We start from the raw sequence: 25,243 nt of genomic DNA, 5'->3' as shown, positions 1-25,243 counted from the left end.
CGATTAACCGGTTTACACGGCGATAGCCACTAACACTATGCATAGCAGCAGAACATAGGTACGCGCATGCCAGACATCGGGCACCGCCGGAATACAGCGGCGGGCAAACACCATCCCGATAAAACCGGCGACCACCAGCAGCAGTAAAATTTTCAAGCTGATAAAGCCGAGATAACCGCTGGCAGGAATCTGCTGCCAGCCGCTGATGGCGTAAGTTATCGCGCCAAAAATGGCGACCGGCAGCGAAAGCGGATTAGCCGCGCTGACGCAATCGCGCATGGCATAACCATGACGACGCAGCAGCGGCACGGTCATTACGCTGCCACCAACGCCGAGCATGGCAGCGATCACGCCAATCATTGTGCCGCCCGCGCTGACGGTCAGCCGCGTCAACATTCGCGGTGCAGTGCGGCTAAAGAAGCCTTTCCGTAGCAGGCAATCAGCGATAGTCACCACCATGTAAAGCATAAACAGCCTGCGCACCCACATATCGCTCATCACACCCGCCAGCCACGATCCGATCACCGCACCGAGCGCGATAAACCAGATTAGCGGCAACAAAGGGACATCATGCAATTTGCCCGCTCGCCAGTTTTGATAGCTGGCCCAACCGGCGTTGAAAATCATCACGGCGGTCGAGGTTGCCACCGCGATATGCATCGCCTGCGACGCCAGTAGCAGCTGCTGCAACAGCAATTGATAGACAAACGGCACCACCACAAAACCGCCGCCAAAACCAAACAACACCGTGGTGATGCCGGTCGCAAATCCCGCCAACCCAATAATTAACAGCTCGTTCATCGCCTTTCTCTGCATCATGAAAAGAGTGATGCAGCTTACGCAGCAAGCAGCCCGCTTCCCATTTGCGCAGCGCTCATTTACCCTTGCAAATCAGTCAATTTGCGGTGGATGTCGGGGATGCGAAATAGTCACATTGATGAATACGACTATATTGATCGTGACGTGGTGGCGCTGGGCAATGACTACGCGCAGGGATTTGTACTGCCAGAGCATCGCCATCGCCGCGCGCAGCTGCTGTATGGTGCGACGGGTTTAATGCACGTCGCAACGCAGGCGGGCGAATGGGTGGTACCGCCACAGCATGCGGTGTGGATTCCGCCGAACACTGTGCACAGCGTGAAGTTTGTCGGCGTCTCGACGCGCAGCCTGTATATCGAGCCGATTTGCGCGGCAGCATTGCGCGATCGCTGTAGCGTCATCAGCGTCTCGCCGCTACTGCGGCAGTTGTTGATTGAAGCGGTTGATTTACCACTATTATATACATCCGATCGCGATCGATCGCTGGTGCAGTTGCTGCTGCTGGAGCTAGCGGCGATGCCTGCACGTGAATTCGATATTCCGCTGCCACAGCATCCGGCACTGTTGGCGCAATGTCAGAACTTCTTACTGGCGCCAACCATTCATGATGCGGCCGATGACTGGGCCAGCGCGATGTTTATGAGCCCCAGCACCTTCCGCCGCCATTTCCTGCAGCAAACCGGCTTGTCTTTCTCGGCCTGGCGACAGCGTGCCTGCGTGGTGACGGCGCTGGCGTGGCTGGTGGCGGGCAAATCGGTAAACGAGGTGGCGCTCTCGCTCGGCTATGACAGCAGCTCCGCTTTCTCCACTATGTTTCGTCGCGTCACCGGTCAGGTGCCATCATTTTATATCGACCACAATTGAACGAATTTTCGCCACAACTTTGGCGATTTCAGGCTGAAAACCGGCTTTTCGTAGCCAGAATTATTTGCCTAACACACTGATTATTTTGTCATTCCTTCAAGCCCAAATGCATGTCGAACTTTCAGGCGTTTAACTGCTGCTGCACCGCATCTAAAAACGCCCGCAGCGCTGCCGGCTGCCGTTCACGCGACATGTAAAGGCCAAAGATCGCCAGCGTTTTTGGCTGATAAGCCGGCAATACGGTTTGCAGCTGTCCATTGTCGATGGCATGACGCGCTTCCATTTCCGGCACCATCGCGAGTCCACAACCGGCAATCGCCGCATCACACAACACCGACGAGATGCCGGCGCTGAAATTACCGTGCACCGCTGCGGAGATTGTTTCGCCGTGCGCATCTAAAAATTGCCAGCTCTGCCCAGCGAAACGGCTGTAATGCAGGCAGTTATGCTGCGCGAGATCGGCTGGCGTGTGCGGCGAACCATGCGCCTGCAGATAGCCCGGTGACGCGCAAATCACCGAAACACACTCGCCTAAACGTCGGGCAATGGCGCCAGGTTCGGGATCGTCGGTAATGCGCACCGCCACATCAATGCGCTCACCGATCAAACTCACCGGCTGATTGTTGATCTCCAGCTCGATGCGCACCGCCGGGAAACGCGCCAGGAATGCCGGGATCATCGGCCCCAGAATATGCGTGGCGGTGGAGTGCGCACATGCGACGCGCAACGTGCCGTGCGGCTCGCTATCCGCGCCCTGATCGGCAATCTCTTCAGCCAATCTGGCTAGCGCGCGCGATTTTTCGAGGATCTTCTCGCCAGCGGGTGTGATGGTTAGCTTGCGCGATGATCGGTGCAGTAAACGCGCGCCAGCCCACTTCTCCATTTCATCCAGGTAGCGGCTGACCATCGGCCGCGAAATATCCAGTGCACGCGCCGCAGCACTTAAGCTGCCCAGTTCGCAAATGCGGTTAAACACTGTTGCCGCAGTGACTCTGTCCATGTTGGCTCCATCTGATCGTTTTATGAAACTGATCATATCCAGTTTCGGGAATTCTACCAGCCAGCGATTTCCCTACAATAGAGCCACAAATACGGCGAAGTGCCGGATAAAGGAAAATTCGATGAAAATGAAAACGCTGACACTGGCATTGGCCTTTGCCACCCTGCCTGCCTTCGCTGCACCACTCAATCTAGAAGTGTATAACCCGCAGGAGAATGGCATTTTCCCGGTCTCTTCCACGCTGGTTTCCGGTCCGCATGAAGCGATACTGTTTGATGCGCAATTCAGCACCAAAGACGGTGAAAAACTGGTGCAGATGATTAAAGCCAGCGGTAAAAAGCTGACGCAGATTGTTATCACCTCCGGCGATCCTGACTTCTATTTTGGTCTGGAACCGATTGTAAAAGCGTTCCCGCAGGTGAAGATTGTGGCGACGTCGGACGTGGTGAAACACATCGAAGCGACCAAAGCCGCCAAGCTGGCGTATTGGGGCCCGCAGATGAAGGACGGCGCACCAAAACAGCTGTATGTTCCGCAGGTTACGCATGCCACCAGCTTTAAAGTCGACGGTGAAACGCTGGAACTGCGTCACGCCAATGATTACGCCGCTTACGTGTGGATCCCTGCCAACAAAGCGATTCTCGGCGGCACCGGTGTGGCTTCCGGCATTCACGTCTGGACCGCCGATACGCAAACGCCAGCTGTTCGTCAGCAGTGGCGTAATGTGCTAAGCGAGATGCAAAAACTACAGCCTAAACAGGTGATTCCGGGCCATTATCTCGGCGAGCGCCCGGCGGGTGATGCGGCAATTACCTTTACCTTGAACTATCTGCAAACCTTTGAGAAAGCGTTACAGCAGCATAAAGGTTCAGCGCAGGTGATCGAGACCATGAAAGCGGCTTATCCGCATCTGCCGGAGGAGAGTTCGTTGGATCTGAGCGCCAAAGTGAATACCGGCGAGATGAAGTGGTAATGGATGTTTCCGTGAGTGAGGTCGCCATGAATGGCGACCTCTCGAAAGACCGCAGGTAATCCAGCAAATACAAAGCGCATTTGATTTGATAGGATTTTGGCCCGAATTTGCGAAATAAGGTTGCGGGTCATGCCCCAAAAGAAGGCGACGCTGATTGGTTTAATGGCCATTCTGCTGTGGAGCGCGATTGTAGGACTGATTAAAACTGTCAGCGAAGGATTTGGCCCGGTGGGCGGTGCGGCGCTGATCTACAGTGCCAGCGCGGTTTTGCTGATTTTCACTGTAGGCTTGCCAAAACTGCGTGCTTTTCCGCGCCGCTATTTGATTATCGGCAGCGTACTGTTCGTCTGTTATGAACTCTGCCTGTCGCTTTCACTAGGCTTTACCCACAGCGGACGCCAGGCGATTGAAGTTGGCATGGTCAATTATCTGTGGCCAAGTTTGACCATCCTTTTAGCGGTGATAGTGAATCGGCAAAAAACGCATCCGCTGATTATTCCGGGCATGTTGCTGGCGGTTGCAGGCATTTGTCGCGTTTTGGGCGGCGATCAGGGTTTTTCATTCAGCGAGATCGCCAATAATGTGATGGATAATCCGTTGAGTTATGGCCTGGCATTAAGCGGCGCGGTGATCTGGGCGGTATATTGTGTGGTAACAAAAAAAATTGCTAACGGCAGCAATGGCATAACCCTGTTCTTTATCCTGACAGCGCTGACGCTGTGGCTGAAGTTTTTGCTCTCGCCACAACCGCCGTTTGTGTTATCCGTTGGGGTTTGCATCAGTCTGGCGCTGGCTGCGATGGCGATGGGCTTTGGCTATGCTGCATGGAATGTTGGCATTCTGCATGGCAACGTCACCATTTTGGCCGCCGCGTCCTACTTCATTCCGATCATCTCATCGCTTCTCGCCGTCTTTATATTGCGCTCGCATCTGACCATCGCTTTCTGGCAAGGCACCGCGATGGTTAGCGTCGGATCGCTAATGTGCTGGTGGTCAACGCGCGTGCAGCAAGCGTAATGCTTATCCTTAGCACAAAATTTTCTCGCTGATCATTTCCTGCACAACCTGCGTTATGTTGCTATTATAGCGACGCAACACACAGCAATGCGTTGCTACGAGAATTTCAGATTGGTAACGTTTACCTGGCCCGCGCTTAGCGGGCTTTTTTTTTGCCGGTTATATATAACGCGGCTTTTCAGTACGGAATCCGAGGCCAATTAAGCGACCAAAGAGGTGGCGCAGGAACGGAAAGCGGCTGATCATCTGTGGCACTTTGCTCGGTGTGGTGCGTTTGCGTTTGTTGCTGCTCATTTTGATTTGCAGGAACTGGGTGGCGACCGTTGGAAACTGGCGGCGCCGCTGCACTTTTTGCAGATCCTGTAAGGCAACATTCCCCTGCTGCAGCGGTTTGGTCAGCATATTGGCTGCGGCCACCGCATCCTGAATCGCCAGGTTAACCCCAACCCCGCCAATCGGCGACATCGCATGAGCAGCATCGCCGATACAGAGCACGCCGGGTTTCATCCAGTGATCAAGGCGGTCGATGCGAATTGACAATAGCTTGAGTTTGTCCCACTCATCGACTTCCGCCATGCGCTCTGCACTGAACGGTGCCACCTGCGCCATGGTGCTTTTCAGCGCGTCCAAACCCGCCAGTTTTAACTCGTCGAACTGATTTTTCTGGATGGTGTAACCGCACTGCCAGTAATCACCGCGATCGATGACAATGAAGTTCTGCTTCGGCCCTTTATGTCCCATACCCAGCTGCGGATCGTCAGGATGTTTCTCCAGCCTAAACCACAATACATCGCGTGGCGCACCAAAGCTTTGACCGGTTAATCCGGCTTTAGCTTTGACCTGCGAATTGCGGCCATCTGCGCCTATCACTAATGAAGTACGAATAATGTGACGCTCGTTACCCTGTAACGTTTTAACGCCACTGATTGCGCCATCCTCATAAATAAAGTCATCAAATGCGGTGGATTGCAGCAGAGTAAACCCCGGAAATTCAAAAGCTTTTTTCGCAAGAAAGTTGAGAAAATCCCACTGCGGCATAAAGGCGATAAAGCGGCACTGAACCGGCAAACGTGAGAAATCGGCCATAGTGATCTCTTCACCAGCCACTTCCGCTTGCAGCTTCTCCGCGCGTTGATGCGGTAAGGTCAGCAGCTCATCCAGCAAGCCAAGCTGGCGCATGATCTCCAGCGTTGAAGGATGAATGGTGTCGCCGCGAAAATCGCGCAGGAAGTCGGGATGCTTCTCGATTACCACGGCGCGTAAACCCGAGCGCGCCAGTAAATAGCCCAGCATCAATCCCGCCGGACCGCCGCCAACGATACAACAATCCGCGCTTAGCGCGTTTACCTCAGCTGCCTGCATCCTGTGCCTCACGCCAAAAATGATAATGGTTATCATTTATAGCACAGGCTGGCATTAATGTGAGGAAACGAATCGCGATGGCTCGTGCGCCGGCGTCACGGCAAAGTGACGCTGCATGCGTTTGATCTCTTCAGCGGGCGGTAACCCAAACAGACGTTTGAACTCGCGATTAAATTGCGAAGCACTTTCATAGCCCACCGCGTGGCTGGCCGATGACGCCGTCATCTCCCTACGCACCATCAACATGCGCGCCTGATGCAATCGTACCGATTTCACATACTGCATCGGCGGCTGATGGGTGATGCTTTTGAAATGGGTGTGAAACGTGGGCACGCTCATGCCCGCCAGCGCCGCCAGTTGTCCGAGCGTTAGCGGCTGCGCATAGTGCGCGTGAATGTGGCTCAGCGCTTTGCCCACTTTGCCAAATTGCCCTTGTAAGGTGAGCGCCGCTCGCATCGCGCTGCCCTGCGCACCGGTCAGCACGCGATAATAGAGTTCACGTACCAGCGCGGGGCCAAGCATCTTTGCGTCCAGCGGATGATTTAGCGTGGTGAGGAAGCGCAACACCGTTTCGCGCAGCGTCTGATCCATCGGACTCGACATCATGCTCTGCGCTGCCTGGCTCTCAAACGTCACGTCCTGCTGCTCCAGCTGCAACAGCAATTCAGTCGCCACAGTGAAGTCGAGATGCAGATAAATCGCCAGCAGCGGATATTCCGCTGACGCCGCCGTTTCCATGGTAAAAGGCACTGGCACCGAAACCGCCAAATAATGTTGCTCATCGTACAGATAGACTTGATCGCCAAAGAAACCGCGCTTCGATCCCTGACACACAATCACGATGCCCGGATCGTACAGCACCGGCGTGCGCGCCAGCGGCCGATCGGAACGCAGGATGCGCACGTCCGGCAGCGCAGTCAGGTTGTAACCTTCCTGCGACGCTAGCGTTTTAAGCAGTTCTACCGTTTTCAGCTGGAGCGTTTCTTTCATCGAGAAACATCACCTTCATAAGATTAGGCAAGGAATATACAAAATAAGGTCTTATTGCCGTTTAATCGTCAGATTATTATGCATCCTCTACTTTTTGAGGAGAAACCGCAAATGTCCAGGACTAAAACATTATTCATTACCGGCGTCAGCAGCGGATTTGGTCGCGCATTGGCACAAGTTGCACTAAGTCGTGGCTATTGCGTGGTCGGTACGGTGCGCAATGCTGCCGCAAAGGCTGAGTTTGAAAGTTTGCATGCGGAAAATGCTTTCGCCTATGAGCTGGATGTCACCCATTTCGCCGCCATTGATGCGGTGATTGCCAATGTTGAATCCCACGTTGGCCCGATTGATGTGTTGGTGAACAACGCCGGGTACGGTCATGAAGGGGTGATGGAAGAGTCATCACTTGAAGAAATGCGCCGCCAGTTTGATGTCAACGTGTTTGGCGCGGTGGCGATGATTAAAGCCTTGCTGCCCTTTATGCGCCAGCGCCGTCACGGCCACATCATCAACATCACCTCAATGGGCGGTTTTATCACCATGCCCGGCATCAGCTATTACTGCGGCAGCAAGTTTGCGCTGGAAGGGATTTCGGACACTCTGAGCAAAGAGCTGGCGCCCTTCAACATCCACGTGACCGCCGTTGCTCCGGGATCGTTTCGCACCGATTGGGCCGGTCGTTCCATGGTGCGCAGTGAACGCAGCATCGCCGATTACGATGCGCTGTTTGACCCGATTCGCCAGGCACGAGAGGAGAAGAGCGGCAAGCAGTTGGGCGATCCGCTCAAAGCCGCCAGCGCGATGCTGGAGGTGATCGAAAGCAGCAATCCCCCGGCGCATATGTTGCTGGGCAGTGATGCTTTGGGGTTGGTACGGCAGAAGAATGAATCATTAAGCGCAGAGATAGATTGCTGGGAAACGCTGACGCGATCGACGGATGGCTGATGGAATCAAAACGTTGGTATGCAGGTGCGCATGAATGTGCCCCCTACAAAAAACGCGCCAAGCCTTTGTAGGGTCGCCATTCATGGCGACCTAAAGACGCTTAAGTGACGAGTATTGCGCGGAATACACTCAGCATTGCCTACCCTTTCCTTAAGTTATTGTTAATAATAAATTAGCACTTTTGGCCAAATCGCTGCGTAGTTGATTCGCCATATTCCTGTACATATTAATTAAACTTGTATAAGTTTGATGGCGAAAGTCATACGTTAACTTAAGGATGGAACCATGCGTCAGGATCGCAATCTTTCAACAGCGTCGGAAGCTATTGCGCGCTACTTCAAAGAAGCCTCTTTGCCTTCGCAGCAGGAAACGCTGGGACTAATTGTGGTTGAGATCTTACGTTCAGGACGGACGCTAAGCCGTAAAACGCTGTGTACTAAGTTGCTGTGCCGTATGGAACAAGCGCGCGGTACTGAAGCAGAAATTCACTATCAGCAGTTAATTGGACTGATGTTTTCTGTAGAACGAGAATCCTAAACCAGGCGCTGCTGTCCTGAGAATTAACCAAGTGGTTTCCGCCTCATTCGCGCCCGGTTAAGACTGAATCCACTTTGTTATTTGCCGCAGGTCTGCCGCGGTAACCAGAGAGAATCTATGTACAGAAGTGATGAAGAACGGCTCACCGACATCATCATGGGCGATGCAATTTTACAGTTGCTGAAAAAATCCGGCCCGCTTTCACCTCGCGCGTTGCTGGATAAATTGCGTGGGATGGCGTCGATTGAGCGCGATCCACCGCGCCAGCAAGCACTAAGTCGCGCGATGTCGGAAGTGATGAATCATATTGAAACACCGCAGTCGAACGGAGTGGCGATCAAGAATACCGACAACGTGACGCATATTTTCCGCAATCGTGACGGTTCAGGTAATGGCACCAAGCATTAAACATTGGGCGAACGCCGGTTAATCCGCGTTCGCCTTTTGGTTTCATAGCTGTTAACACTTCACCCTTGTTTTCTTCTGGCACTCTGTTAGATTCAACACTCACACCACATTCTGGCGAGCTTTTATGTCTATCTTCAACGCGTTAATCACAGAAACCACCACCACCACCGCATATGGCGGCGGCGTGTGTGCATCTGTAGCGAAGAGATAAGCTCCAGCATCCTCAGCCCCGTCAATCACTGGACGGGGAATGGTCTCCGTTCATAGCATGCAGAAAGGAGACACACCATGCAGCCACAACATAAAGCCTTGTTAGTCATTGATATGCAGAATGGGTTATTTCACGCTACGCCAGCGCCCTATGCGGCGGAATCTGTTTTAGCCAATATCAATCAGCTGATCGCGTTAGCCCATCTAGCGCATGCGCCGGTTTTCTTCGCTCGCCACTCCGGACCGGATGGATCGCCCTTCGCCGAAAGCGGTCCGCTGACTCAATTGATTCCTGAACTGCAGATGGATGCATCGCACGATCGGGTATTTGTGAAGCGCTATCCCAACTGTTTCCGCGAAACTGAATTACTGTCAGCCCTGAAAAGTGCCGATATTCAAGAGTTAGTGATTGTTGGAATGAAGAGCGAATACTGCGTGGATACCACTTGTCGTGCTGCCGCAGATTTAGGTTTTCGCGTTGTGCTGATTGAGGATGGACATACTTCGGTGGATAACGGCGTGCTGAGCGCTGAGCAGATTATTGCGCACCATAATCAAACCTTGGCTGGGCCCTTTGTGCAGCTATCAGCGTGTGTCGAATATTCATTTGCGGTGTAAATAGAGATTTGGTGCGCAGCAATGCGCACCGCTGGTTCTTGCTATCAATGCCGAATCGCACAGCCGCACTGCGACATTTCGCCCGGCACATGCTTGCCGTGATGCGAATGGCGCACCTGTAACTCGCCCTGCTGCCAGGCGTTACTGGTATCAGCGAGGTTCTCCAATAAACGATTCAACGCTTCAGCCACCAGCAAATCACGACGCTGCGCCCAACTGGTGAGATGCCAGGTTGACGCGCGCGCTTCATCGACATCATCAAAACCCACCACCGCAACATGAGCACCTTGTGCGAAGTCACGCACCGCTTGTAACGCACCAAACGCCAACACATCGCTTTCGCAGAACAGCGCATTGATGCGCTCGGCAGCACGCGTTTTCTTCAAATACGCCATCATCGCCTGATAAGCCAGCTCGCGATCGTTGCCACCGGCAGAGAGCTCGATTTTCAGTTCTTTCTGTTCTGCTTGCAGGCTGGCGACAAAACCATCCAGCTGGCGCGCAGTCGCGCTGTTTTGCTGGCTGTGCATAAAGCCGAACCGTTGATGACCTTGCGACAGCAGCAACAATCCCATCTCTGCACCTGCGTCATAACCATCGGCAATCACGACGTTGGCATCCGCGCTGGCGCTGTGGCTTAGATGGACGGTTTTGGCCTGCGGCAGGATATCGGCTGCCACACTCAACTCATCGCTGAACAGCGAGGTCAGAAACACTAAAGCGCTGACAGGAAGTTGCGCGGCGTTATGAAGCGCGCTTTGATAACTTTCACGGGAATTGGCATTGAGCAGCAGCGTAATCAAGCCGCGTGCATTCAGCTGGCGCGTAACTTCATTGAGCAGTTTTACGGTATTGGGATTGGTGAACTCATCGCTGACAATGCCGACGATGTTTGAATTTACGGCCATGGACTGACTCTCCTGCAACTTAGCGTGCGGTAATTATTTGTAGGTAACAAAGTTAAGCATTCCACGTTACCCGAATAATCTGCGAGCGCCAATCGCTTAGAGGTCAGTTCAGATTTTGAAGATCATAAATGATATCGGACGGAGATAGAGCGCCAAGTCGTAGGGTCGCCATTCATGGCGACCATCTCAACGCCTTAGCGCTCAACTACTCCTCCAGCAAAATCGCGAATCCGCCATAAATCATGCGTTTACCGTCGAACGGCATATTCTCGCCCATCTCTTTCATGCGCGGATCGGACATCATTTTGGCATTGGCGGCGTCACGCGCTTCTCGCGAGGGATATTCGATCCAGCTGAAAACCACCGTTTCGCCCTCTTCGGCTTTTACAGCGCGATAGAAATCGGTCTGCGTGCCTTCAGGCACATCGTCTGCCCAGCACTCGACGATACGCGTGGCGCCAAACTCTTTGAACAGCGGCGCGGCTTTGGCCGCCATGGCACGATAATCCTCCTTATTGGCTTCCGGCACCGCTACGACAAAACCATCAACATACGACATAGCTCATTACTCCGTCGTGATTTGCGCGGTCAGTAATAACCGCCCATCAATTGTACAAATAATGTGCGATGCGAACCGAAACATAGATGGAAAATTGCGCGCTTACTCGCAGATTCTGCGCGAGCCAGGCGATTTACGTTACACTGACGCCTTTGATCGTTACGTTACCGAGAAATCTATGCGCATCACCATTGAACCGGCCGATCAGCCGTTTATTCACCGCTTATTGGCTGAAGAGATTGAAAGTATTGACACCGCATCCACCAATGCCACGTTATTACAGCAGGCGCTGCACAGCGCGCGCCAGCAGAAGAATCACGAAGCCGATCTCGACTGGCGGCGCAACGCGCTGTTTCTGCTGCTGTTTGTGTTTTTATATGCCGCGCTGGGTGCGTCATTAACTTTGGATCTCACGCCGCAGGCATCCAGCCATAAAAGCCTCGCTTATGCGCTGGAAGCGGTGCCGGTACTGATCGCCTTCTCCGGTTTATTTGTCTCGCTGCTCTACGTATTTCTCACCCGCAGCGGCGCACGTCGTTTGCGTAATTGGGAACAGGGAATTTTTGTGCTGGAGAAATACAGCGGCGCGAATTTCAGTCGGCAAATTAATGAAATGGGATCACGCACCACCGATTATTCGCAGTCGGCAATTAACGTTGCGCTGGCGCTGTTTATTTGTGTGACCTGGGTGGTGATGTATAACTATTTCACCTTCACCACCAGCGGCGTGATTGGCAGCGTGATTTCGTTATTCATTACCACTATGACCTACGTGATTCTGGATATTCAGCTGCTGAAATCTAATTCATCCATCGCCATTGATGAACCGCTGATTCCGGCTGAAGAAGAGAAAGAGAAGCCTTAAAAATTTTGTAGGTGCGACATCCTTGTCGCACCTAATTTTGTTAGAGTTCTTCGCCGTTGCTGGCGATGACCCGGCGATACCAGTCAAAACTCTTCTTCTTCGAGCGGGCAAAATCTCCGCTACCATCATCGTTTTTATTTACGTAGATAAAGCCATAACGCTTGCTGTATTGGCCAGTGGTAAAGGATACACAGTCAATACATCCCCAAGGAGTATATCCCATAAGATCGACACCATCTTCGGTGACGGCTTTTTTCATCTGTTCAATATGCGCGCGCAGATAGTCGATGCGGTAGTCGTCATTGACCTCGCCCTTTTCATCCAATTTGTCGATGGCACCAAAACCGTTTTCAACCACGAAAAGCGGCTTTTCATAACGCTCATAGAGAATATTCAGCACATAACGCAGGCCTACCGGATCGATCTGCCAGCCCCAATCGGAGGCTTTAACGTGTGGATTCGGAACACTTCCTTCGAATCCTGATAGTGCGGTCCCGCTGCCGGCATTTTCTTTACTGACTGCATTACTCATGTAATAGCTCAGCCCGATATAATCGGCACATCCTTCGCGCAGGATCTGCGCATCATCGGGCTCCATCGCAATGTGGTATCCCTTGCGCTGCCATTCATTGAGGATATAAGCCGGATAATGACCGCGCATGTGAACATCACTAAAAAAGAATCGTTCCCTCATCGCTTCCTGGGCATACATCACGTCATCTGGGTGACAGGAAAACGGATACAGCGGCACCATGGCGATCATGCAGCCAATTTTCAGTTCAGGATTAATGTCGTGTCCTAACTTCACCACTTGAGCACTGGCAACAAATTGATGATGCAGAACCTGATACATGCACTCTTCAGGATTAGGCTCGTGGGTGAAAATAACACCGGAACAGCAATAACCGAAAAGCGGGGTTTTCCAGTTGCGCTGATTATTAATTTCATTGAAGGTCATCCAGTATTTTACTTTGTGCTGGAAGCGTTCAATAACCACTGCGCTGAAGTGGACAAAGAAGTCCAAAACCTTTCTATTTTTCCAGCCGCCATATTCGGTGACCAGGAAATTGGGCATTTCAAAATGGGACAGCGTAATAACGGGTTCAATCCCGTATTTCAACAGCTCATCAAATAATGCATCGTAAAAACGCAGCCCCTCTTGGTTCGGTAAAGCTTCATCGCCGCGCGGAAAAATACGCGACCATGCAATTGAGGTGCGGAAGCAGCGGAAGCCCATTTCGGCCAGCAGCGCGATGTCTTCAGGATAACGATGGTAAAAGTCGGATGCCTCGTGATTGGCATAAAAGCAGTCATCCTGAATGCCCGAGGTGATAACGCGATCAACGCCGTGCGCCCCGCTGGTCAGCACATCGACAATGCTCGGGCCTTTTCCGCCTTTATCCCACGCACCTTCGACCTGGTGAGCCGCAACCGCGCCGCCCCACATGAAATTTTTTGGGAATTGATTATTCATAATAAGTATCTCTTGATCAGATGGTGCCAGGCTGCGGCACAGGGCGAACGTCTGGCTGGCTGTCTTCTTTGAATCCCGCTACCCAGGAGAAGACCATGCCCAAAACGAATGCAACGAAAATGGATATCAGGAAGCCGAGGAATTGCGTCATGTGCCCTTCTTTAAAGAACACCGGCAGGACGGCAATACCTGGAATGCAGTAACTCCATGAAACCGCGTTGAATGCACCGGCAATCATGCCGCCTGCAGCACCCGCGAGGCAGCCACAGATCATTGGCCGTTTTAGGCGTAATGCCACACCGTAGATGGCGGGTTCAGTGATACCAAACAGCGCCGTCACACCTGCAGAGAGCGCCATACGCTTGAGCTCAGCATCTTTCGCCTTCAGGTAGACGCCAAGCACCGCACCCGCCATGCCAAATACCGCAGAAGCTTGTAAGCCGGTAAAGGTGTCGTAGCCCAAGGTTGCATAGTTGCCGACGGTCACGGGCGTGATGCCCCAATGCACGCCTAATGTAACCAGCGGCATCCACAAGGCACCGACCACAAATCCGGCAACGGAAGGACTGAGGTGATAGAGCGTGTTGTAAACGCCACCGATGGCGCCACCAATCATGTTACCGACCGGACCAAATGCCAGCAGCGTGAGTGGAACCATGATGGCGAGACAGAACATCGGCGTGAACAGGTTGCGTATCACCATCGGTAGCAGGCGCTCAAAGAACCGCTGAACATACGACATGCCCCAAACCATCAAAATAATCGGGATCACCGACGAGGTGTAACTCAGATACTGAACCGGCAAGCCCATAAAGGTCAGCGGCGCGGCATCCAGCGGAATGCCAGCAATCTCCACCAGCACTTTTGAAATAGCCGGGTTTTCAACCGCGCTCTGCATCAAAGCATGCACAGCTGGATCGGCTGAGTTGGCGGTGAGTATTTTGTTGGCCGTCAGCATATTCAGGTAATCCGGCGACACCAGCGCACAGGCGGCGATTACCGCTGTAAACGGATTTACGTTGAATTTTTTCGCGGCGGTAAAAGCCACCATGACGGGCAGGAAGGTAAAGCCGGTCCACGAAACAAAATTAAGAATGCGATAGGTGCCGCTTGCCGGATCCATCCAGCCGATGGCGGTCAGCAGCGAAATGATGCCCTGCAGCACACCGCAGGCTGCCAGCGGATAGAGGAAAGGCGCAAAGATGCTGGAGATGATATCCATAACGCGGCTAACAATACCGACATTAGGCGGTGTTACCGCAACACTTTCATCGATATTGAGTAGATTTTGCACTTCGCGGTAAGCATCACCGACGTGATTGCCGATAACCACCTGCATCTGGCCGCTGGCCTGCATCGCGGTAATCACCCCTTTCACCCGCTTGAGTGATTCAACCTCGACCAGAGCATAATCTTTAAGCACAAACCTCAGACGTGTGGCGCAATGCGTGACACTTATCACGTTATTATCGCTACCTATCAGCTTTACGATCTCTTTCGCAGAATCCGTATAATTTATTGCCATGGTTTTCTTCCATTGCCAGAGGGAATTCAGTCCGTCAGAGGCGAACTCATCGCGGCAATGTTAGAAAATCGCTTTGGCAATGTCACGAAGTCACAATATGTTATAACCGGTCGACAATTACAAAAATGTCACACCACGTGACATCTCACTGACATTATTCACCACCAGTTTTCTGCCTATTGATTCAAGAATAAAAATAACCGGAACCTGCGTGGTAATATCGTATTCGTTATCAATTAAAATGCGGGACACATGATAGGGAACAATAAAGTCAGCGAGTTTTGCCAGGGTTGAATCAGGATTACAGGTTATCGCAATCACTTTGCAATGGTGAATAACAAATTGTCTGGCGAGTTTCACTATTTCGGGGGTTTCGCCAGAGACAGAAAGCACGATAGCCACTGAACTCTGCACCATGTCCGAGCTCACCGGATAATAGGGATCGTCAATGTGATTGCTGAACTTGCCCATGTTAGAGAAGAAACGGGCGCCATACCTGCCAAGCGTGCCAGAGCTGCCAGCGCCGGCAAAGAACACCCGTTCTGCATCACGAATATACTCTGCTGCCTGCTTAATCATCTCATCAAACTCATCGTTTCTGATGCTTTTAAAAAAGGTTAATATTTCCTCAGCGCCATGAGGAATAAGTAATGTGCTATTTCTGTTCAGGTGTAACTTCATACTGGCTTTGAGTTCTGAGTAACCATTGAAATCCATTTTTTTACAGAATCGCAGAATCGTTGCGGTAGACACACCCGAATTATCGGCAAGCTCCCTTATCGTCATATAAATAACGGCATTAATGTTTTTGATAATATAATTGTGCACGCAGCTTTCGAGGGCGTTTAAAGTGGATAACTTTCTTGCGTCAAACATATATTTAAACATCCTGGCAGGTCATTTATGACGTTTATCATGTCACAAACCGTGACATGCAGGGGATGTTTAAGGTAGAAACAGGCTAATTGCTTAAAAAGAAATGTTGTTAATTGTGATAGCTCGCACATTTCGGACGTCGAGAGACGGAATCACTATTAGCTTTCTAGTGCAGCAAGGATTGCGGCTTCCATTTTCTCCGGAGTGGTGATTGGCGCAAAACGCTTGAGCGGTTTGCCATCACGTCCGATGAGAAACTTAGTGAAGTTCCACTTGATGCGCCCTCCCAGCACGCCGGGCAATTCGTCTTTTAGATAGCGAAAAACCGGATGCGTTGCGGCGCCGTTGACCTCAACTTTCTCAAACATCGGAAAGCTCACACCGTAGTTAATTTGGCAGGTCTGCGCGATATCATCGGCGCTGCCGGGTTCCTGCTTACCGAACTGGTTACAGGGGAACCCCAGGATCACCAGCCCCTGAGCGGCGTGCTTTTTGTAAAGTGCTTCGAGACCGGCATATTGTGGCGTGAATCCACAATGGCTGGCGGTGTTAACCACCAGAACCAGCTTGCCGGTGAAATCGGCCATTGAGATAGGCTGGCCACGCAGGCTGATGGCATTGAGTTGGTGAAAGGTGGTCATATCAAAATCCTCAGAGCAATAGCGGTTTGGCGTCGATATTGCCACTTAGCCATCGCTAGTGCCTCAAATATTGAACGGCGTGACGACAATAACGCGTGATGATGCCGTTTCATCTTCGGCTTCGGGCAAAAAGCCGTGAAAACGCAGGATTGCTTTAAACGCCGATCGCGCATCTTCATGAAGATCATGGTCAATCACCGCATCCATCTCTTCAGCAGCGAGTAGCCGGCGATTTTCTTCATCCAGATCATGGCCAATGAAAACGTTTACCTCGCGGTGCATCGCTGAAAAAGCCTGCAAAATGGCACCATTTCCGCCCCCCACGCTATAAATAGATTGGATCGAGGGATCCTGTTCCAGCGCTGTGCACATCTGGGTAAAAGTGAGTGAATCGATACCGTAACCTTCACTGACAGCTTTAATCTTCAAATACGGCGCTCGCTGACTCAACGCCTGAATGAAGCCCTCCATGCGCTGCTCTTCCCCGCGAAAGCCCGTGCTGCTGATCACAACGGCGACCGTTTGCACGGCAGCAGGCAGCCACCGCGACATCAGCCAGGCCGCCGTTCGACCGGCACCATCATTATCCATGCCGACATAGCTGATGCGCTCGCTTGACGGTAAATCAGTAACGAGCGTTACCACCGGCACGTTGAGGGCCGCCAGCTCCGCAATCGTATTCTTGAGCAAAGGGTGATCGCTTGCTTTGAGCAACACGCCATAACTGTCATTGCCACAGCGGCGCAGCTCACGCTGCAGATCTTCAGGCGAGATCTCTTCAAAAATGTGGCAACGCAACGTTAGTCGGAAAGGCGCGAAGCTGTTGATTTGACTAAGCAGCGCCGCTAGCACTAACGAACTGAATCGCTCTGGCGCGTGCATCACCAGATCGATCGGTAGCGTGCGACCGCTTGCCAGGCTGGCGCGCTGCTGTAATTCCAGGTCGCGGATCGCCTGAGCAATGCGTCGGGCAGTGCGTGGACTGACACTGCCGCGTTGATGCAATGCTCTGTCGACCGTGGCTTTGCTGACGCCAGACTGTGCCGCGATTTGCTTAATGGAGAATGACCTTGCCATAAGTTGAGGTCTTTTTGAGGTTATGTCGCCGTATTGTTAATCGAATGTAATTGCTAAGGTCACTGTGAGCAAGTGGACAGACCTTACCTCACCCAAAATAACAAAGGACATGAAATGAGCCTGAGTGACAGCAGCAGATTTAAAAACAAAGTGTTCGTCGTGACCGGCGGAACACAGGGATTAGGCGCAGCCGTTGCCAGTCTTCTGGCAATTCGCGGAGCCCGGGGCATTGTGATTTGCGGTCGTAATGTTAAAGCCGGACACGAACAGGTGGATATTCTCAGTCAAACCGGTTGTGAAGTGATATTTGTTGAAGCAGATATCAGCTCGCCAGAAGCCTGCGAAAAAGTAGTGGCGACCGCAGAAAAGGCGTTTGGAACCCTGCACGGGCTGGTGAATTGCGCAGGCATGTCCGATCGCGGCACCATCCTCAACACTTCCCCGGAATTATTTGATGCGATTATGGCCGTCAACGTTCGCGCGCCTTTTTTCCTGATGCAGGCAGCGATCAAACTGATGATTGCCAAAGGCATTGAAGGCAGCATCGTCAATATCATCACCATGACTTCTCATGGCGGTCAGAGCTTCTTAACGGCATACGCCGCATCCAAAGGTGCGCTGGTCACACTGACTAAAAACGTGGCCTTCAGCGCCATGCGCAATCGCATCCGGGTAAACGGTCTGAATATTGGCTGGATGGATACGCCACACGAGCACGACATCCAGCGGCAATATCATGACGCTGATGAAAACTGGCTTCGCAACGCTGAGCAGGCGCAGCCTTTTGGTCGTCTGCTCAAGCCAGCCGAAGTCGCGCGTGGCGTCGCATTTCTCCTTTCTGAGGAGTCAGGAATGATGACGGGTGCGGTGATCGATTTCGATCAAAGTGTGGTTGGTTGTGGTGATAACGGTGGCTTCCAGCCATCACAAGCTCTGACTCTGTGAGGCAAAAAAATGAAGAATATCTACATTAACGACAGTCATATTTCGCTCGACGATTTCGCCACGATTTGCGCGCAAACCCTGCGTAAAGACGATTTCCCGCTGGCACGTTCGGCTGATAAAAATGTGCTGATCTATCATCGTGACGACCTGCTGGCGGCTGCAACAGCAGACCGTCAAAACATGCTGGCTGAACTGCATCGTGCATTGTCCAGCGGCCCCGGTGTTCTGGTGGTTCAGGGGTTATATGGCGATGTCTCAGCCGTTGATCGCAGCAGTAACGTCTTTGAGGATATCCTCGCCAGTGAAGCGGCAAACGGCGGCGGCGGCGATCACTTTGCCAAAGCGGGCAGTAACGGGCGTATCTGGAATGCACTGCAAAAAGTGGCGGAGCGGGATGCTGATGCCTTCATCGATTACTACAGCAATCCTTTGCTGGCGCTGATTTGTGAAGCTTGGGTCGGGCCGGGATATGAAATTACGGCGCAGGTTAATCAGGTGCGTCCGGGCGGTAAAGCGCAACAGCCGCATCGGGATTACCATCTCGGTTTCCAGGTAAATGACGTGGTTGCTCGCTTCCCTCTGCCGTTGCAGATTCTGTCGCAATATCTGACGCTTCAGGGCGCGGTGGCTCACAGTGATATGCCGATTGAATCTGGTCCAACGCAACTTTTGCCCTGGTCGCAGCAGTATGCCGAGGGATATCTGGCATGGCGCGATCCGCGTTTTATTGAGTTCTTCCAGCAGCATGCCATTCAGTTGCCGCTGCAAAAAGGTGATGGGCTGTTCTTCAATCCGGCCCTGTTTCATGCCGCTGGCAATAATGTCACGCAGGATCACGTGCGTACGGCCAATTTGCTGCAGGTCTCTTCCGCATTTGGCAAAACCATGGAGAAGGTGAATCACGTTAAAGTGATGGAAGCGATTTATCCAACCCTGCTGAGTAAAGATCTGAGCGATGAAGAATTACAGGCAATTGTGGCGGCGAGCGGTGAAGGCTACTCCTTCCCGACCAATCTGGATACCGATCCACCACTGGGAGGACTGGTCCCCAAAACACAACAGCAGTTGTTACTGGAAGCTTTACAGCAACGCTGTTCAGCGGAAGAGTTCAGCCAGCAATTAGACAACCACGAGAGTAAGAGAAAAGCCTAGGCGTGTTTTGCAAATGATGTGGCGTAATGCCCTGACGTTAGTGTTACGCCATATCGATGAGTTTATATCTGATTTGATGAACCGGATTAGCAATAGATCCTGAGCCGCTAATCCGGTAATAAGCGTTGTGCAATAGTGCCTGACTCGCTGCTGTTCTCTCAGTCGCGTACGGTGACTTTCTTCAGTGACGTATAATCTTGACGAAATATCACAAACGTCATTGCGACCGCACCAAGCAGTAATAAACCACTCAAGCCGAAAGCACTTTGCCATCCCAGTCTGTCGAATATCAGACCTCCTGCTGTTGAACCCAGCGCAATGGAGAGTTGGATGACAGCAACCATTAAGCCACCACCCGCCTCTGCATCTTCGGGTAGCGTCCTTGCGATCCATGTCCACCATCCGGTTGGCGCGGCGGTCGCAAGCATTCCCCACAGGCTTAGCAAAACGGCAACAACCCACATGCTGTGACCGAACAAGAGTAACGTTCCCTCAATCGCTGCCATAACCAGAGGTATCATGATTAATGTCGGATAAAACCTTGCGTTCAGGAAGGTCGAAACAATCATGGTGCCGATAAAACCTGCTGCACCTATAGCAAGCAAAATCAACGACAAGCCAGAAGCACTCACTCTGGTCACGTTTTCCAAAAACGGCCGCACGTAGGTAAACAAGGCAAACTGCCCCATGAAGAACAGTCCGCAGGCCAGCAGCCCTGTTGCTACGGTTGAGACTCTAAATAGACGAAGTACCGATCCCTGTGGTTTGCGTTGATTATCGCTTTCCATTGAAGGCAGGCTGATGCATTGCCAGATGAACGCCGCTATCGCCAGCGGTACGAGAGATAAAAAGGCACCCCGCCATCCAACGGTCGCCCCGAGATAGCTACCCAACGGTACCGCGACAACCGTGGCCAATGCGTTCCCGCCGTTAAAAATCGCCAGCGCGCGGGGAACCTGATGCTGCGGCACCAGCCGAATGGCCGTCGCCGCCGACATTGACCAGAATCCACCAATCACGATACCAATCAGCGCCCGCCCCAACATATAAATCGGATAGCTGGCCGCCAGCGCGACAATCATTCCTGATACCGCCATCAGAATTGTCAGCCCCAGCAGAAGATATTTACGATTCAGATCCCCGGCAATGCGGGAAATTGTCAGGCTGGTCAGCACCGCCAGTGCGCCTGAAATGGCGATGCCCTGTCCTGCCAGCCCCTCCGTGACGAGCAAATCGCTGGCAATAGGCGTCAGTAGACTTACAGGCATAAACTCAGAAGCGATCAGCACAAAAACGCAGAGCGTCATGGCAAATACGCCGCCCCAATACGCATGGATTTTATTGTGTGGAGGTTGAAGACTTTCGGTAGACATTATCAATTCCCTGCGTTACATCAGACAGGTTAACGCCACCCGAGGATTACAGGTGGCATGGTAAAAATGCATTATTTCAGTAAGTTAGTTTAAATTTGATTTAAAAAATTGTTCAAATTTAGCAAACGGGATCTTTCCAGCAACGTTGTCATATAAGTCCACATGGTTTGCCCCTGGAATAATTACCAGCTCTTTCTCTTTGCTCCCGATCGCTTTAAAGGCATCTTCAGCAAAATAACGTGAATGGGCTTTTTCACCGGTCACAACAAGCACGGGGATAGTGATTTCATTTGCATAGCTCAGCAGCGGCATATTCATAAACGACAGCGGCATGGTTGCATTCCATGCGCCGGTTGAGTTAACCGAGCGCGCATGGAAACCACGCGGCATTCGGTAATAATCAAAAAACTCCTTCAAAACTGGATTTGGATTAGCGGGTAACGTTTCCGGCAGAATACGCTCAGAGGCGCTGGCTTTACCGTTTTCGTCGACATAGATGTTGTGACTGCCAGCCGTGAAAGTGCCGCTCTCCGCATCCTTCCAGCGCTGCGCGTTCAGATACTGCAACACAGCACGACGATCGGCGGTGGTGTAGCGGTCTTTGCCATCGCCCACACCATGACCCATCGCGCGGCTCATGTCATACATCACGCTGGTTGCCACGGCTTTAACGCGGGTATCCATAGCGGCGTCGTTTAACGCCATGCCGCCCAGGCCACAAATACCGAGCAGCCCGATTCGGTTGCGATCCACCTCTTTTTGCAGACCCAAGAGATCAACCGCTGCACTGAAATCCTCGGTATTGATATCTGGAGACGCCACATTACGCGGGTAGCCGCCACTTTCGCCCGTGTATGAAGGATCAAACGCGAGGGTAACAAATCCCTGTTCAGCCAGCGTCTGCGCGTACAGGCCGCTGGACTGTTCTTTGACCGCACCGAAAGGCCCGCTGACGGCCACGGCTGCCAGCTTTCGCTCACCGCGATCCTTCGGAAGATAGAGATCCCCGACTAAAGTGATGCCGTAGCGGTTCTGAAAGGTCACTTTACGATGATCAACGTTGGTACTTTCAGGAAAGGTTTTGTCCCACTTTTTGACCAGCGAAACGGGTGCGTTCGGGTTGTTTGTATCAGCATAACTCATGGTTGTAACTCCACTAAATGATGCGCATAGCAGCAATGCAGGTATCGCAGCTGTCAGTTTTTTGGTGAAAACATTCATCAAAATCCTCCTGAAAAACCTAAAAGAGGCAGGTTTCATACTGACAACGCTGCTGTGCTTTATTGCAATACGCACATTTTAGTCAGCAGTATGCGTTCTGATTAGAGGGCAATATTTGCTAAGATTGATATCAAATTGTTCTAAATGGCGATGCGGATACGAGGACGGGATAATGGCAAAACGGGAAAACTACAACGATCTCTATTTGTTCATGCTGGTGGTGCGCGAGGGAAGTTTTACCGCCGCAGCGCAACGCCTTGGCCTGGCGCAATCAGGAATCAGTCGTTCAGTACGTGAGCTTGAAGAAAGACTGGGCGTTCAACTCATTGTTCGTACCACGCGCAGATTATCGCTCACCCATGCCGGTGAGCAGCTCTATCAAACCGTTGAGTCAGGATTCGATGCTTTAGATACGGGACTCGCTACGCTGGCCCACTATCGCCAGACGCCATCCGGTACGGTACGCATCAATGCCAGCCAGCACGCGATTGATAAAGTGCTGCTGCCGAAGCTTGCGGTGTTCAAGCAACACTACCCGGATATCAGACTGGAACTCATCAGCGAAAGTCGGTTTGTCGATATTATTGCGAAAAGATTCGATGCGGGTATACGTCTGGGGCCAGAAGTGGGCAAGGGTATGATTGCTGTGCGCATTTCGCCCGACATGGAGATGGTCGTTGTCGGTACGCCCGAACACTTTCGTCGCTACGGCTTTCCGCAAGTTCCGGCAGATTTAGCCGTTCATCCCTGCATCGCTTACCAGTTTGGTGATGGCAGCCTGTACGCATGGGAACTCAATCAGGATGGAAAAAAAATCACCCATCGGCCGCAAGGCCAATGGGTTTTTGCTGACAGTTATATGGAAGCAAAAGCCGCCGCTCTGGGTCTGGGACTGGCTTATGTCCCGAAAGAGTTGGTATCTGAGGATCTGGAACAAGGGAAACTGATCAGAGTACTGCAACGTTACAGCCAACGTCTGGAAGGTTCATTTCTCTATTATCCACATCGCAATGTGTCGCCCGCTTTGCGCGCGGTGATTGATACGCTGAGAATTTAGGGGATAAGAGCCCTAAGCATCCGCAGACTCTTTTTTTGTGTAGATCAAAAGGATCGGACAATATTTAATTAGAGGCTTTCCCAGATTTCAGGCTTATTGCACTTTTCACATAATATTTTTCTATTACCTGATAAAACAGATTGGATTCTTGCTTAATGCAAGGCAGATATCCTGTTTCATCGGTTATCAGCCACATAACTTTTTAATTAGCATTGGTACTCTCTCTACCGAAGTATTCTGGAAAGCCAGTAAAAAGATGCAAATACACGTCTTTTGTCTGCATACCCGTGCATAATTAAGCGTGTCTGAAAGCAGCAGCATAGGGCGGATTTTTATTTGGTATCAACAACCTGTGCAATCATGACGCATTCAGACTTTTTCTTAAACATCATAACTACATATAGATCGCAAATACCTATTTACCATTTTTAATTGCAAGCATATTTCAATTAATCCTGTTAATTTTTTGCACTCGCCAGCAGGGGGAAAAATGAAGATTATCGTGGGGGGTAATGGCTACCCGGAAAAGAGAAATATCATTACAGACCCTTCACATCGCTACCTGGATTACCGTCCCAGAAACATCTGGACCTGGATCAACGTTATAAGGCAGCGCTTATTGCATAAAAACAAGCTCTTTATTTTCCGCCCACTGCCCCTGATGTCTTCCGTTGATGCGGACATTATCCACCTTTTCAATGAAGTCTCTTCGGGGCCGGGCGACTGGGTGGCGACCTTTGAAACCGAACTGCCTCGTGTTCTGCCCGTTGGCGGAATACAGAAATTTGCCAACCCCGAGCTGGCGCGGGAACTCAGGTACGTCTGCTCTCCGCGCTGTAAGGGCATCATCGCTATCTCAGAAGCCACACGGCAGATTCAGCTGCGGCTGCTGGAACATTTTCCTGAAGAGCAGGCCATCATTGGGCCCAAACTGCACGTACTCCATCCTCCGCAGCCGATACTGCATAAAAAAAGCGTGGTTGTTCAGGAAGGACCGGTGACATTCACCTTCGTGGGTAATGAGTTCTATCGCAAGGGAGGTGCAGAAGTAGTGCTGGCCTTTACCCAGCTTTTAAGGGAAAACCTGATAAGTGTGAACGACGTGCGCGTAAATCTGGTTGGTGATCCTGGCAAAACGCATAATGTGGCTCACCAGGCGTTCCAGGATGACGACGTTTTTAGAAAATGTGTGGAAGATAAGCTGCGTGATTGCCCGATATTCCGTCACCATACGTCGCTGACCAACGACGCGGTGCTGGCGTTAATTAAGACCTCTGATGTCGGGCTACTACCAACCTGGCAGGAGACGTACGGCTTTTCCGTTCTGGAGATGCAGGCATGCGGCTGCCCGGTTATAACGACGAATGTCAGGGCTCTGCCAGAAATCAACCCAGAAAATGCCGGCTGGCTGATCCGCTGCCCCCTGAATCCGATGTTAGAGCTAACGGTAGTCTCATTGAAGGACAAAACCGTTTTGAGAAATGCCATCGTATCTCAGTTGAAAACCTACATATTGCAAATCATCAGCGACAGAAAAATCGTATCAGAGCGCGCTAAAAATTCACTCGCGCGCATTTGCCTGGAACACGATCCCGTGTTGTTCAGAAAGCGACTCAATGCGATATATATGGGTTTTGAGACTGACAAAAATGAAACGTTCATTTGATCGTGTGCAGTCCATATTGCTGATGGCGGGTGAATTGTTCCCTTTTATTCAACTCAGAATACTGCCAGTAACCCACATTTTTGACACGAAACTGTAAGCGGAACATTAAAATCCTTTGTATCCATCCCTTAATAATTTTACCTTTTATGACACACTCTTAT

26 protein-coding genes are annotated in these 25,243 nt (G+C 51.6%); 12 read left to right on the top strand and 14 right to left on the bottom strand.

The annotated features are described in order from the left end of the window. Window positions 1-12 precede the first annotated feature (12 nt). Entirely contained in the window at window positions 13-801 is a 789-nt protein-coding gene (locus tag NQH49_RS20715) for a sulfite exporter TauE/SafE family protein (protein ID WP_256698637.1), read from the bottom strand. Window positions 802-918: 117 nt separating this feature from the next. Between NQH49_RS20715 and NQH49_RS20710 the strand changes: the two genes are divergently transcribed. After that, window positions 919-1,683 carry an AraC family transcriptional regulator gene (locus tag NQH49_RS20710; RefSeq protein WP_256698636.1) on the top strand — a complete coding sequence of 255 codons (765 nt, stop codon included), beginning with the start codon at window positions 919-921 and terminating at the stop codon, window positions 1,681-1,683. Between the two features lie 121 nt (window positions 1,684-1,804). On the opposite strand, the gene NQH49_RS20705 is transcribed toward NQH49_RS20710, so the two are convergent. After that, window positions 1,805-2,683 carry a LysR family transcriptional regulator gene (locus NQH49_RS20705; protein ID WP_256698635.1) on the bottom strand — a complete coding sequence of 293 codons (879 nt, stop codon included), beginning with the start codon at window positions 2,681-2,683 and terminating at the stop codon, window positions 1,805-1,807. A gap of 121 nt (window positions 2,684-2,804) precedes the next feature. On the opposite strand from NQH49_RS20705, the gene NQH49_RS20700 reads away from it, so the two are divergent. Together NQH49_RS20700 and yddG are read left to right on the top strand one after the other, a co-directional pair. Then, window positions 2,805-3,656: a Vmh family MBL fold metallo-hydrolase gene (locus tag NQH49_RS20700; protein WP_256698634.1), complete on the top strand. Its 852-nt coding sequence runs from the start codon at window positions 2,805-2,807 to the stop codon at window positions 3,654-3,656. A gap of 129 nt (window positions 3,657-3,785) precedes the next feature. Next, window positions 3,786-4,673, top strand: coding sequence for an aromatic amino acid DMT transporter YddG (gene yddG, locus NQH49_RS20695; RefSeq protein ID WP_256698633.1), 888 nt, complete (start codon window positions 3,786-3,788; stop codon window positions 4,671-4,673). 159 nt (window positions 4,674-4,832) lie between these two features. On the opposite strand, the gene NQH49_RS20690 is transcribed toward yddG, so the two are convergent. Together NQH49_RS20690 and NQH49_RS20685 are read right to left on the bottom strand one after the other, a co-directional pair. Then, entirely contained in the window at window positions 4,833-6,035 is a 1,203-nt protein-coding gene (locus NQH49_RS20690; RefSeq protein ID WP_256698632.1) for an FAD-dependent oxidoreductase, read from the bottom strand. Window positions 6,036-6,089: 54 nt separating this feature from the next. Then, window positions 6,090-7,025 carry an AraC family transcriptional regulator gene (locus NQH49_RS20685; protein WP_256698631.1) on the bottom strand — a complete coding sequence of 312 codons (936 nt, stop codon included), beginning with the start codon at window positions 7,023-7,025 and terminating at the stop codon, window positions 6,090-6,092. 111 nt (window positions 7,026-7,136) lie between these two features. On the opposite strand from NQH49_RS20685, the gene NQH49_RS20680 reads away from it, so the two are divergent. The 4 genes from NQH49_RS20680 (at window position 7,137) to NQH49_RS20665 (ending at window position 9,743) form a co-directional block, all read left to right on the top strand. Beyond that, window positions 7,137-7,970, top strand: a complete 834-nt coding sequence (locus tag NQH49_RS20680; protein ID WP_256698630.1) for an oxidoreductase — start codon at window positions 7,137-7,139, stop codon at window positions 7,968-7,970. Window positions 7,971-8,255: 285 nt separating this feature from the next. Next, window positions 8,256-8,507 (top strand): regulatory protein YcgZ, encoded by a 252-nt coding sequence (gene ycgZ, locus NQH49_RS20675; RefSeq protein WP_256698629.1) that lies wholly within the window; start codon window positions 8,256-8,258, stop codon window positions 8,505-8,507. Between the two features lie 117 nt (window positions 8,508-8,624). Further along, a complete protein-coding gene (locus NQH49_RS20670; RefSeq protein ID WP_256698628.1) occupies window positions 8,625-8,915 on the top strand; it encodes a hypothetical protein in 291 nt (96 codons plus the stop codon). Window positions 8,916-9,203: 288 nt separating this feature from the next. Further along, entirely contained in the window at window positions 9,204-9,743 is a 540-nt protein-coding gene (locus tag NQH49_RS20665; RefSeq protein WP_256698627.1) for a cysteine hydrolase family protein, read from the top strand. A gap of 44 nt (window positions 9,744-9,787) precedes the next feature. Here the strand turns inward: NQH49_RS20665 and NQH49_RS20660 are convergent, their stop codons facing one another. Next, a complete protein-coding gene (locus NQH49_RS20660) occupies window positions 9,788-10,651 on the bottom strand; it encodes a substrate-binding domain-containing protein (RefSeq protein WP_256698626.1) in 864 nt (287 codons plus the stop codon). Between the two features lie 205 nt (window positions 10,652-10,856). Next, window positions 10,857-11,210, bottom strand: a complete 354-nt coding sequence (locus NQH49_RS20655; protein WP_256698625.1) for a DUF1428 domain-containing protein — start codon at window positions 11,208-11,210, stop codon at window positions 10,857-10,859. A gap of 178 nt (window positions 11,211-11,388) precedes the next feature. On the opposite strand from NQH49_RS20655, the gene NQH49_RS20650 reads away from it, so the two are divergent. Then, window positions 11,389-12,075 (top strand): RipA family octameric membrane protein, encoded by a 687-nt coding sequence (locus NQH49_RS20650; RefSeq protein WP_256699129.1) that lies wholly within the window; start codon window positions 11,389-11,391, stop codon window positions 12,073-12,075. A 40-nt stretch (window positions 12,076-12,115) separates the two neighbouring features. Here the strand turns inward: NQH49_RS20650 and NQH49_RS20645 are convergent, their stop codons facing one another. From NQH49_RS20645 to NQH49_RS20625, 5 genes are all read right to left on the bottom strand, one after another. Beyond that, on the bottom strand, window positions 12,116-13,549 hold the full coding sequence (locus tag NQH49_RS20645) for a 6-phospho-beta-glucosidase (protein WP_256698624.1): 1,434 nt from the start codon (window positions 13,547-13,549) through the stop codon (window positions 12,116-12,118). A gap of 16 nt (window positions 13,550-13,565) precedes the next feature. Further along, window positions 13,566-15,074, bottom strand: a complete 1,509-nt coding sequence (locus tag NQH49_RS20640; protein ID WP_256698623.1) for a PTS transporter subunit EIIC — start codon at window positions 15,072-15,074, stop codon at window positions 13,566-13,568. A 117-nt stretch (window positions 15,075-15,191) separates the two neighbouring features. Beyond that, window positions 15,192-15,950: a MurR/RpiR family transcriptional regulator gene (locus NQH49_RS20635; RefSeq protein ID WP_256698622.1), complete on the bottom strand. Its 759-nt coding sequence runs from the start codon at window positions 15,948-15,950 to the stop codon at window positions 15,192-15,194. A gap of 158 nt (window positions 15,951-16,108) precedes the next feature. Next, the gene (locus tag NQH49_RS20630; RefSeq protein ID WP_256698621.1) at window positions 16,109-16,591 is read right to left on the bottom strand and encodes a glutathione peroxidase; all 483 of its coding nucleotides are present in this window, start codon (window positions 16,589-16,591) and stop codon (window positions 16,109-16,111) included. Between the two features lie 63 nt (window positions 16,592-16,654). Beyond that, the gene (locus NQH49_RS20625) at window positions 16,655-17,668 is read right to left on the bottom strand and encodes a LacI family DNA-binding transcriptional regulator (RefSeq protein WP_256698620.1); all 1,014 of its coding nucleotides are present in this window, start codon (window positions 17,666-17,668) and stop codon (window positions 16,655-16,657) included. A 114-nt stretch (window positions 17,669-17,782) separates the two neighbouring features. On the opposite strand from NQH49_RS20625, the gene NQH49_RS20620 reads away from it, so the two are divergent. Both NQH49_RS20620 and NQH49_RS20615 read left to right on the top strand, forming a co-directional pair. After that, window positions 17,783-18,613, top strand: coding sequence for an SDR family oxidoreductase (locus NQH49_RS20620; RefSeq protein WP_256698619.1), 831 nt, complete (start codon window positions 17,783-17,785; stop codon window positions 18,611-18,613). A 9-nt stretch (window positions 18,614-18,622) separates the two neighbouring features. Further along, window positions 18,623-19,765, top strand: a complete 1,143-nt coding sequence (locus tag NQH49_RS20615; protein ID WP_256698618.1) for a phytanoyl-CoA dioxygenase family protein — start codon at window positions 18,623-18,625, stop codon at window positions 19,763-19,765. 158 nt (window positions 19,766-19,923) lie between these two features. On the opposite strand, the gene NQH49_RS20610 is transcribed toward NQH49_RS20615, so the two are convergent. Continuing rightward, window positions 19,924-21,138 (bottom strand): MFS transporter, encoded by a 1,215-nt coding sequence (locus NQH49_RS20610; RefSeq protein ID WP_256698617.1) that lies wholly within the window; start codon window positions 21,136-21,138, stop codon window positions 19,924-19,926. An 84-nt stretch (window positions 21,139-21,222) separates the two neighbouring features. Then, window positions 21,223-22,359, bottom strand: a complete 1,137-nt coding sequence (locus NQH49_RS20605) for an alpha/beta hydrolase (protein ID WP_256698616.1) — start codon at window positions 22,357-22,359, stop codon at window positions 21,223-21,225. A 172-nt stretch (window positions 22,360-22,531) separates the two neighbouring features. Between NQH49_RS20605 and NQH49_RS20600 the strand changes: the two genes are divergently transcribed. Further along, window positions 22,532-23,416: a LysR family transcriptional regulator gene (locus NQH49_RS20600; RefSeq protein ID WP_256698615.1), complete on the top strand. Its 885-nt coding sequence runs from the start codon at window positions 22,532-22,534 to the stop codon at window positions 23,414-23,416. A gap of 64 nt (window positions 23,417-23,480) precedes the next feature. Here NQH49_RS20600 and NQH49_RS20595 read toward each other — a convergent pair whose 3' ends face one another. Beyond that, entirely contained in the window at window positions 23,481-23,612 is a 132-nt protein-coding gene (locus tag NQH49_RS20595; RefSeq protein ID WP_256698614.1) for an ATP-binding protein, read from the bottom strand. Window positions 23,613-23,906: 294 nt separating this feature from the next. On the opposite strand from NQH49_RS20595, the gene NQH49_RS20590 reads away from it, so the two are divergent. Beyond that, window positions 23,907-25,082, top strand: a complete 1,176-nt coding sequence (locus tag NQH49_RS20590) for a glycosyltransferase family 4 protein (RefSeq protein WP_256698613.1) — start codon at window positions 23,907-23,909, stop codon at window positions 25,080-25,082. Window positions 25,083-25,243 lie beyond the last annotated feature (161 nt).

Source organism: Pantoea trifolii (assembly GCF_024506435.1).
Classification (GTDB): Bacteria; Pseudomonadota; Gammaproteobacteria; order Enterobacterales; family Enterobacteriaceae; genus Pantoea; species Pantoea trifolii.
Note: the sequence above shows the minus strand (reverse complement) of the source record. Positions and strands in the feature narration are given on the sequence as shown.

Excerpts from the sequence above, each read along its gene's own strand:
- NQH49_RS20715 (WP_256698637.1), bottom strand. The coding sequence starts at position 801 with ATGAACGAGCTGTTAATTATTGGGTTGGCGGGATTTGCGACCGGCATC.
- NQH49_RS20710 (WP_256698636.1), top strand. The coding sequence starts at position 919 with ATGCGAAATAGTCACATTGATGAATACGACTATATTGATCGTGACGTG.
- NQH49_RS20705 (WP_256698635.1), bottom strand. The coding sequence starts at position 2,683 with ATGGACAGAGTCACTGCGGCAACAGTGTTTAACCGCATTTGCGAACTG.
- NQH49_RS20700 (WP_256698634.1), top strand. The coding sequence starts at position 2,805 with ATGAAAATGAAAACGCTGACACTGGCATTGGCCTTTGCCACCCTGCCT.
- yddG (WP_256698633.1), top strand. The coding sequence starts at position 3,786 with ATGCCCCAAAAGAAGGCGACGCTGATTGGTTTAATGGCCATTCTGCTG.
- NQH49_RS20690 (WP_256698632.1), bottom strand. The coding sequence starts at position 6,035 with ATGCAGGCAGCTGAGGTAAACGCGCTAAGCGCGGATTGTTGTATCGTT.
- NQH49_RS20685 (WP_256698631.1), bottom strand. The coding sequence starts at position 7,025 with ATGAAAGAAACGCTCCAGCTGAAAACGGTAGAACTGCTTAAAACGCTA.
- NQH49_RS20680 (WP_256698630.1), top strand. The coding sequence starts at position 7,137 with ATGTCCAGGACTAAAACATTATTCATTACCGGCGTCAGCAGCGGATTT.
- ycgZ (WP_256698629.1), top strand. The coding sequence starts at position 8,256 with ATGCGTCAGGATCGCAATCTTTCAACAGCGTCGGAAGCTATTGCGCGC.
- NQH49_RS20670 (WP_256698628.1), top strand. The coding sequence starts at position 8,625 with ATGTACAGAAGTGATGAAGAACGGCTCACCGACATCATCATGGGCGAT.
- NQH49_RS20665 (WP_256698627.1), top strand. The coding sequence starts at position 9,204 with ATGCAGCCACAACATAAAGCCTTGTTAGTCATTGATATGCAGAATGGG.
- NQH49_RS20660 (WP_256698626.1), bottom strand. The coding sequence starts at position 10,651 with ATGGCCGTAAATTCAAACATCGTCGGCATTGTCAGCGATGAGTTCACC.
- NQH49_RS20655 (WP_256698625.1), bottom strand. The coding sequence starts at position 11,210 with ATGTCGTATGTTGATGGTTTTGTCGTAGCGGTGCCGGAAGCCAATAAG.
- NQH49_RS20650 (WP_256699129.1), top strand. The coding sequence starts at position 11,389 with ATGCGCATCACCATTGAACCGGCCGATCAGCCGTTTATTCACCGCTTA.
- NQH49_RS20645 (WP_256698624.1), bottom strand. The coding sequence starts at position 13,549 with ATGAATAATCAATTCCCAAAAAATTTCATGTGGGGCGGCGCGGTTGCG.
- NQH49_RS20640 (WP_256698623.1), bottom strand. The coding sequence starts at position 15,074 with ATGGCAATAAATTATACGGATTCTGCGAAAGAGATCGTAAAGCTGATA.
- NQH49_RS20635 (WP_256698622.1), bottom strand. The coding sequence starts at position 15,950 with ATGTTTGACGCAAGAAAGTTATCCACTTTAAACGCCCTCGAAAGCTGC.
- NQH49_RS20630 (WP_256698621.1), bottom strand. The coding sequence starts at position 16,591 with ATGACCACCTTTCACCAACTCAATGCCATCAGCCTGCGTGGCCAGCCT.
- NQH49_RS20625 (WP_256698620.1), bottom strand. The coding sequence starts at position 17,668 with ATGGCAAGGTCATTCTCCATTAAGCAAATCGCGGCACAGTCTGGCGTC.
- NQH49_RS20620 (WP_256698619.1), top strand. The coding sequence starts at position 17,783 with ATGAGCCTGAGTGACAGCAGCAGATTTAAAAACAAAGTGTTCGTCGTG.
- NQH49_RS20615 (WP_256698618.1), top strand. The coding sequence starts at position 18,623 with ATGAAGAATATCTACATTAACGACAGTCATATTTCGCTCGACGATTTC.
- NQH49_RS20610 (WP_256698617.1), bottom strand. The coding sequence starts at position 21,138 with ATGTCTACCGAAAGTCTTCAACCTCCACACAATAAAATCCATGCGTAT.
- NQH49_RS20605 (WP_256698616.1), bottom strand. The coding sequence starts at position 22,359 with ATGAATGTTTTCACCAAAAAACTGACAGCTGCGATACCTGCATTGCTG.
- NQH49_RS20600 (WP_256698615.1), top strand. The coding sequence starts at position 22,532 with ATGGCAAAACGGGAAAACTACAACGATCTCTATTTGTTCATGCTGGTG.
- NQH49_RS20595 (WP_256698614.1), bottom strand. The coding sequence starts at position 23,612 with ATGTGGCTGATAACCGATGAAACAGGATATCTGCCTTGCATTAAGCAA.
- NQH49_RS20590 (WP_256698613.1), top strand. The coding sequence starts at position 23,907 with ATGAAGATTATCGTGGGGGGTAATGGCTACCCGGAAAAGAGAAATATC.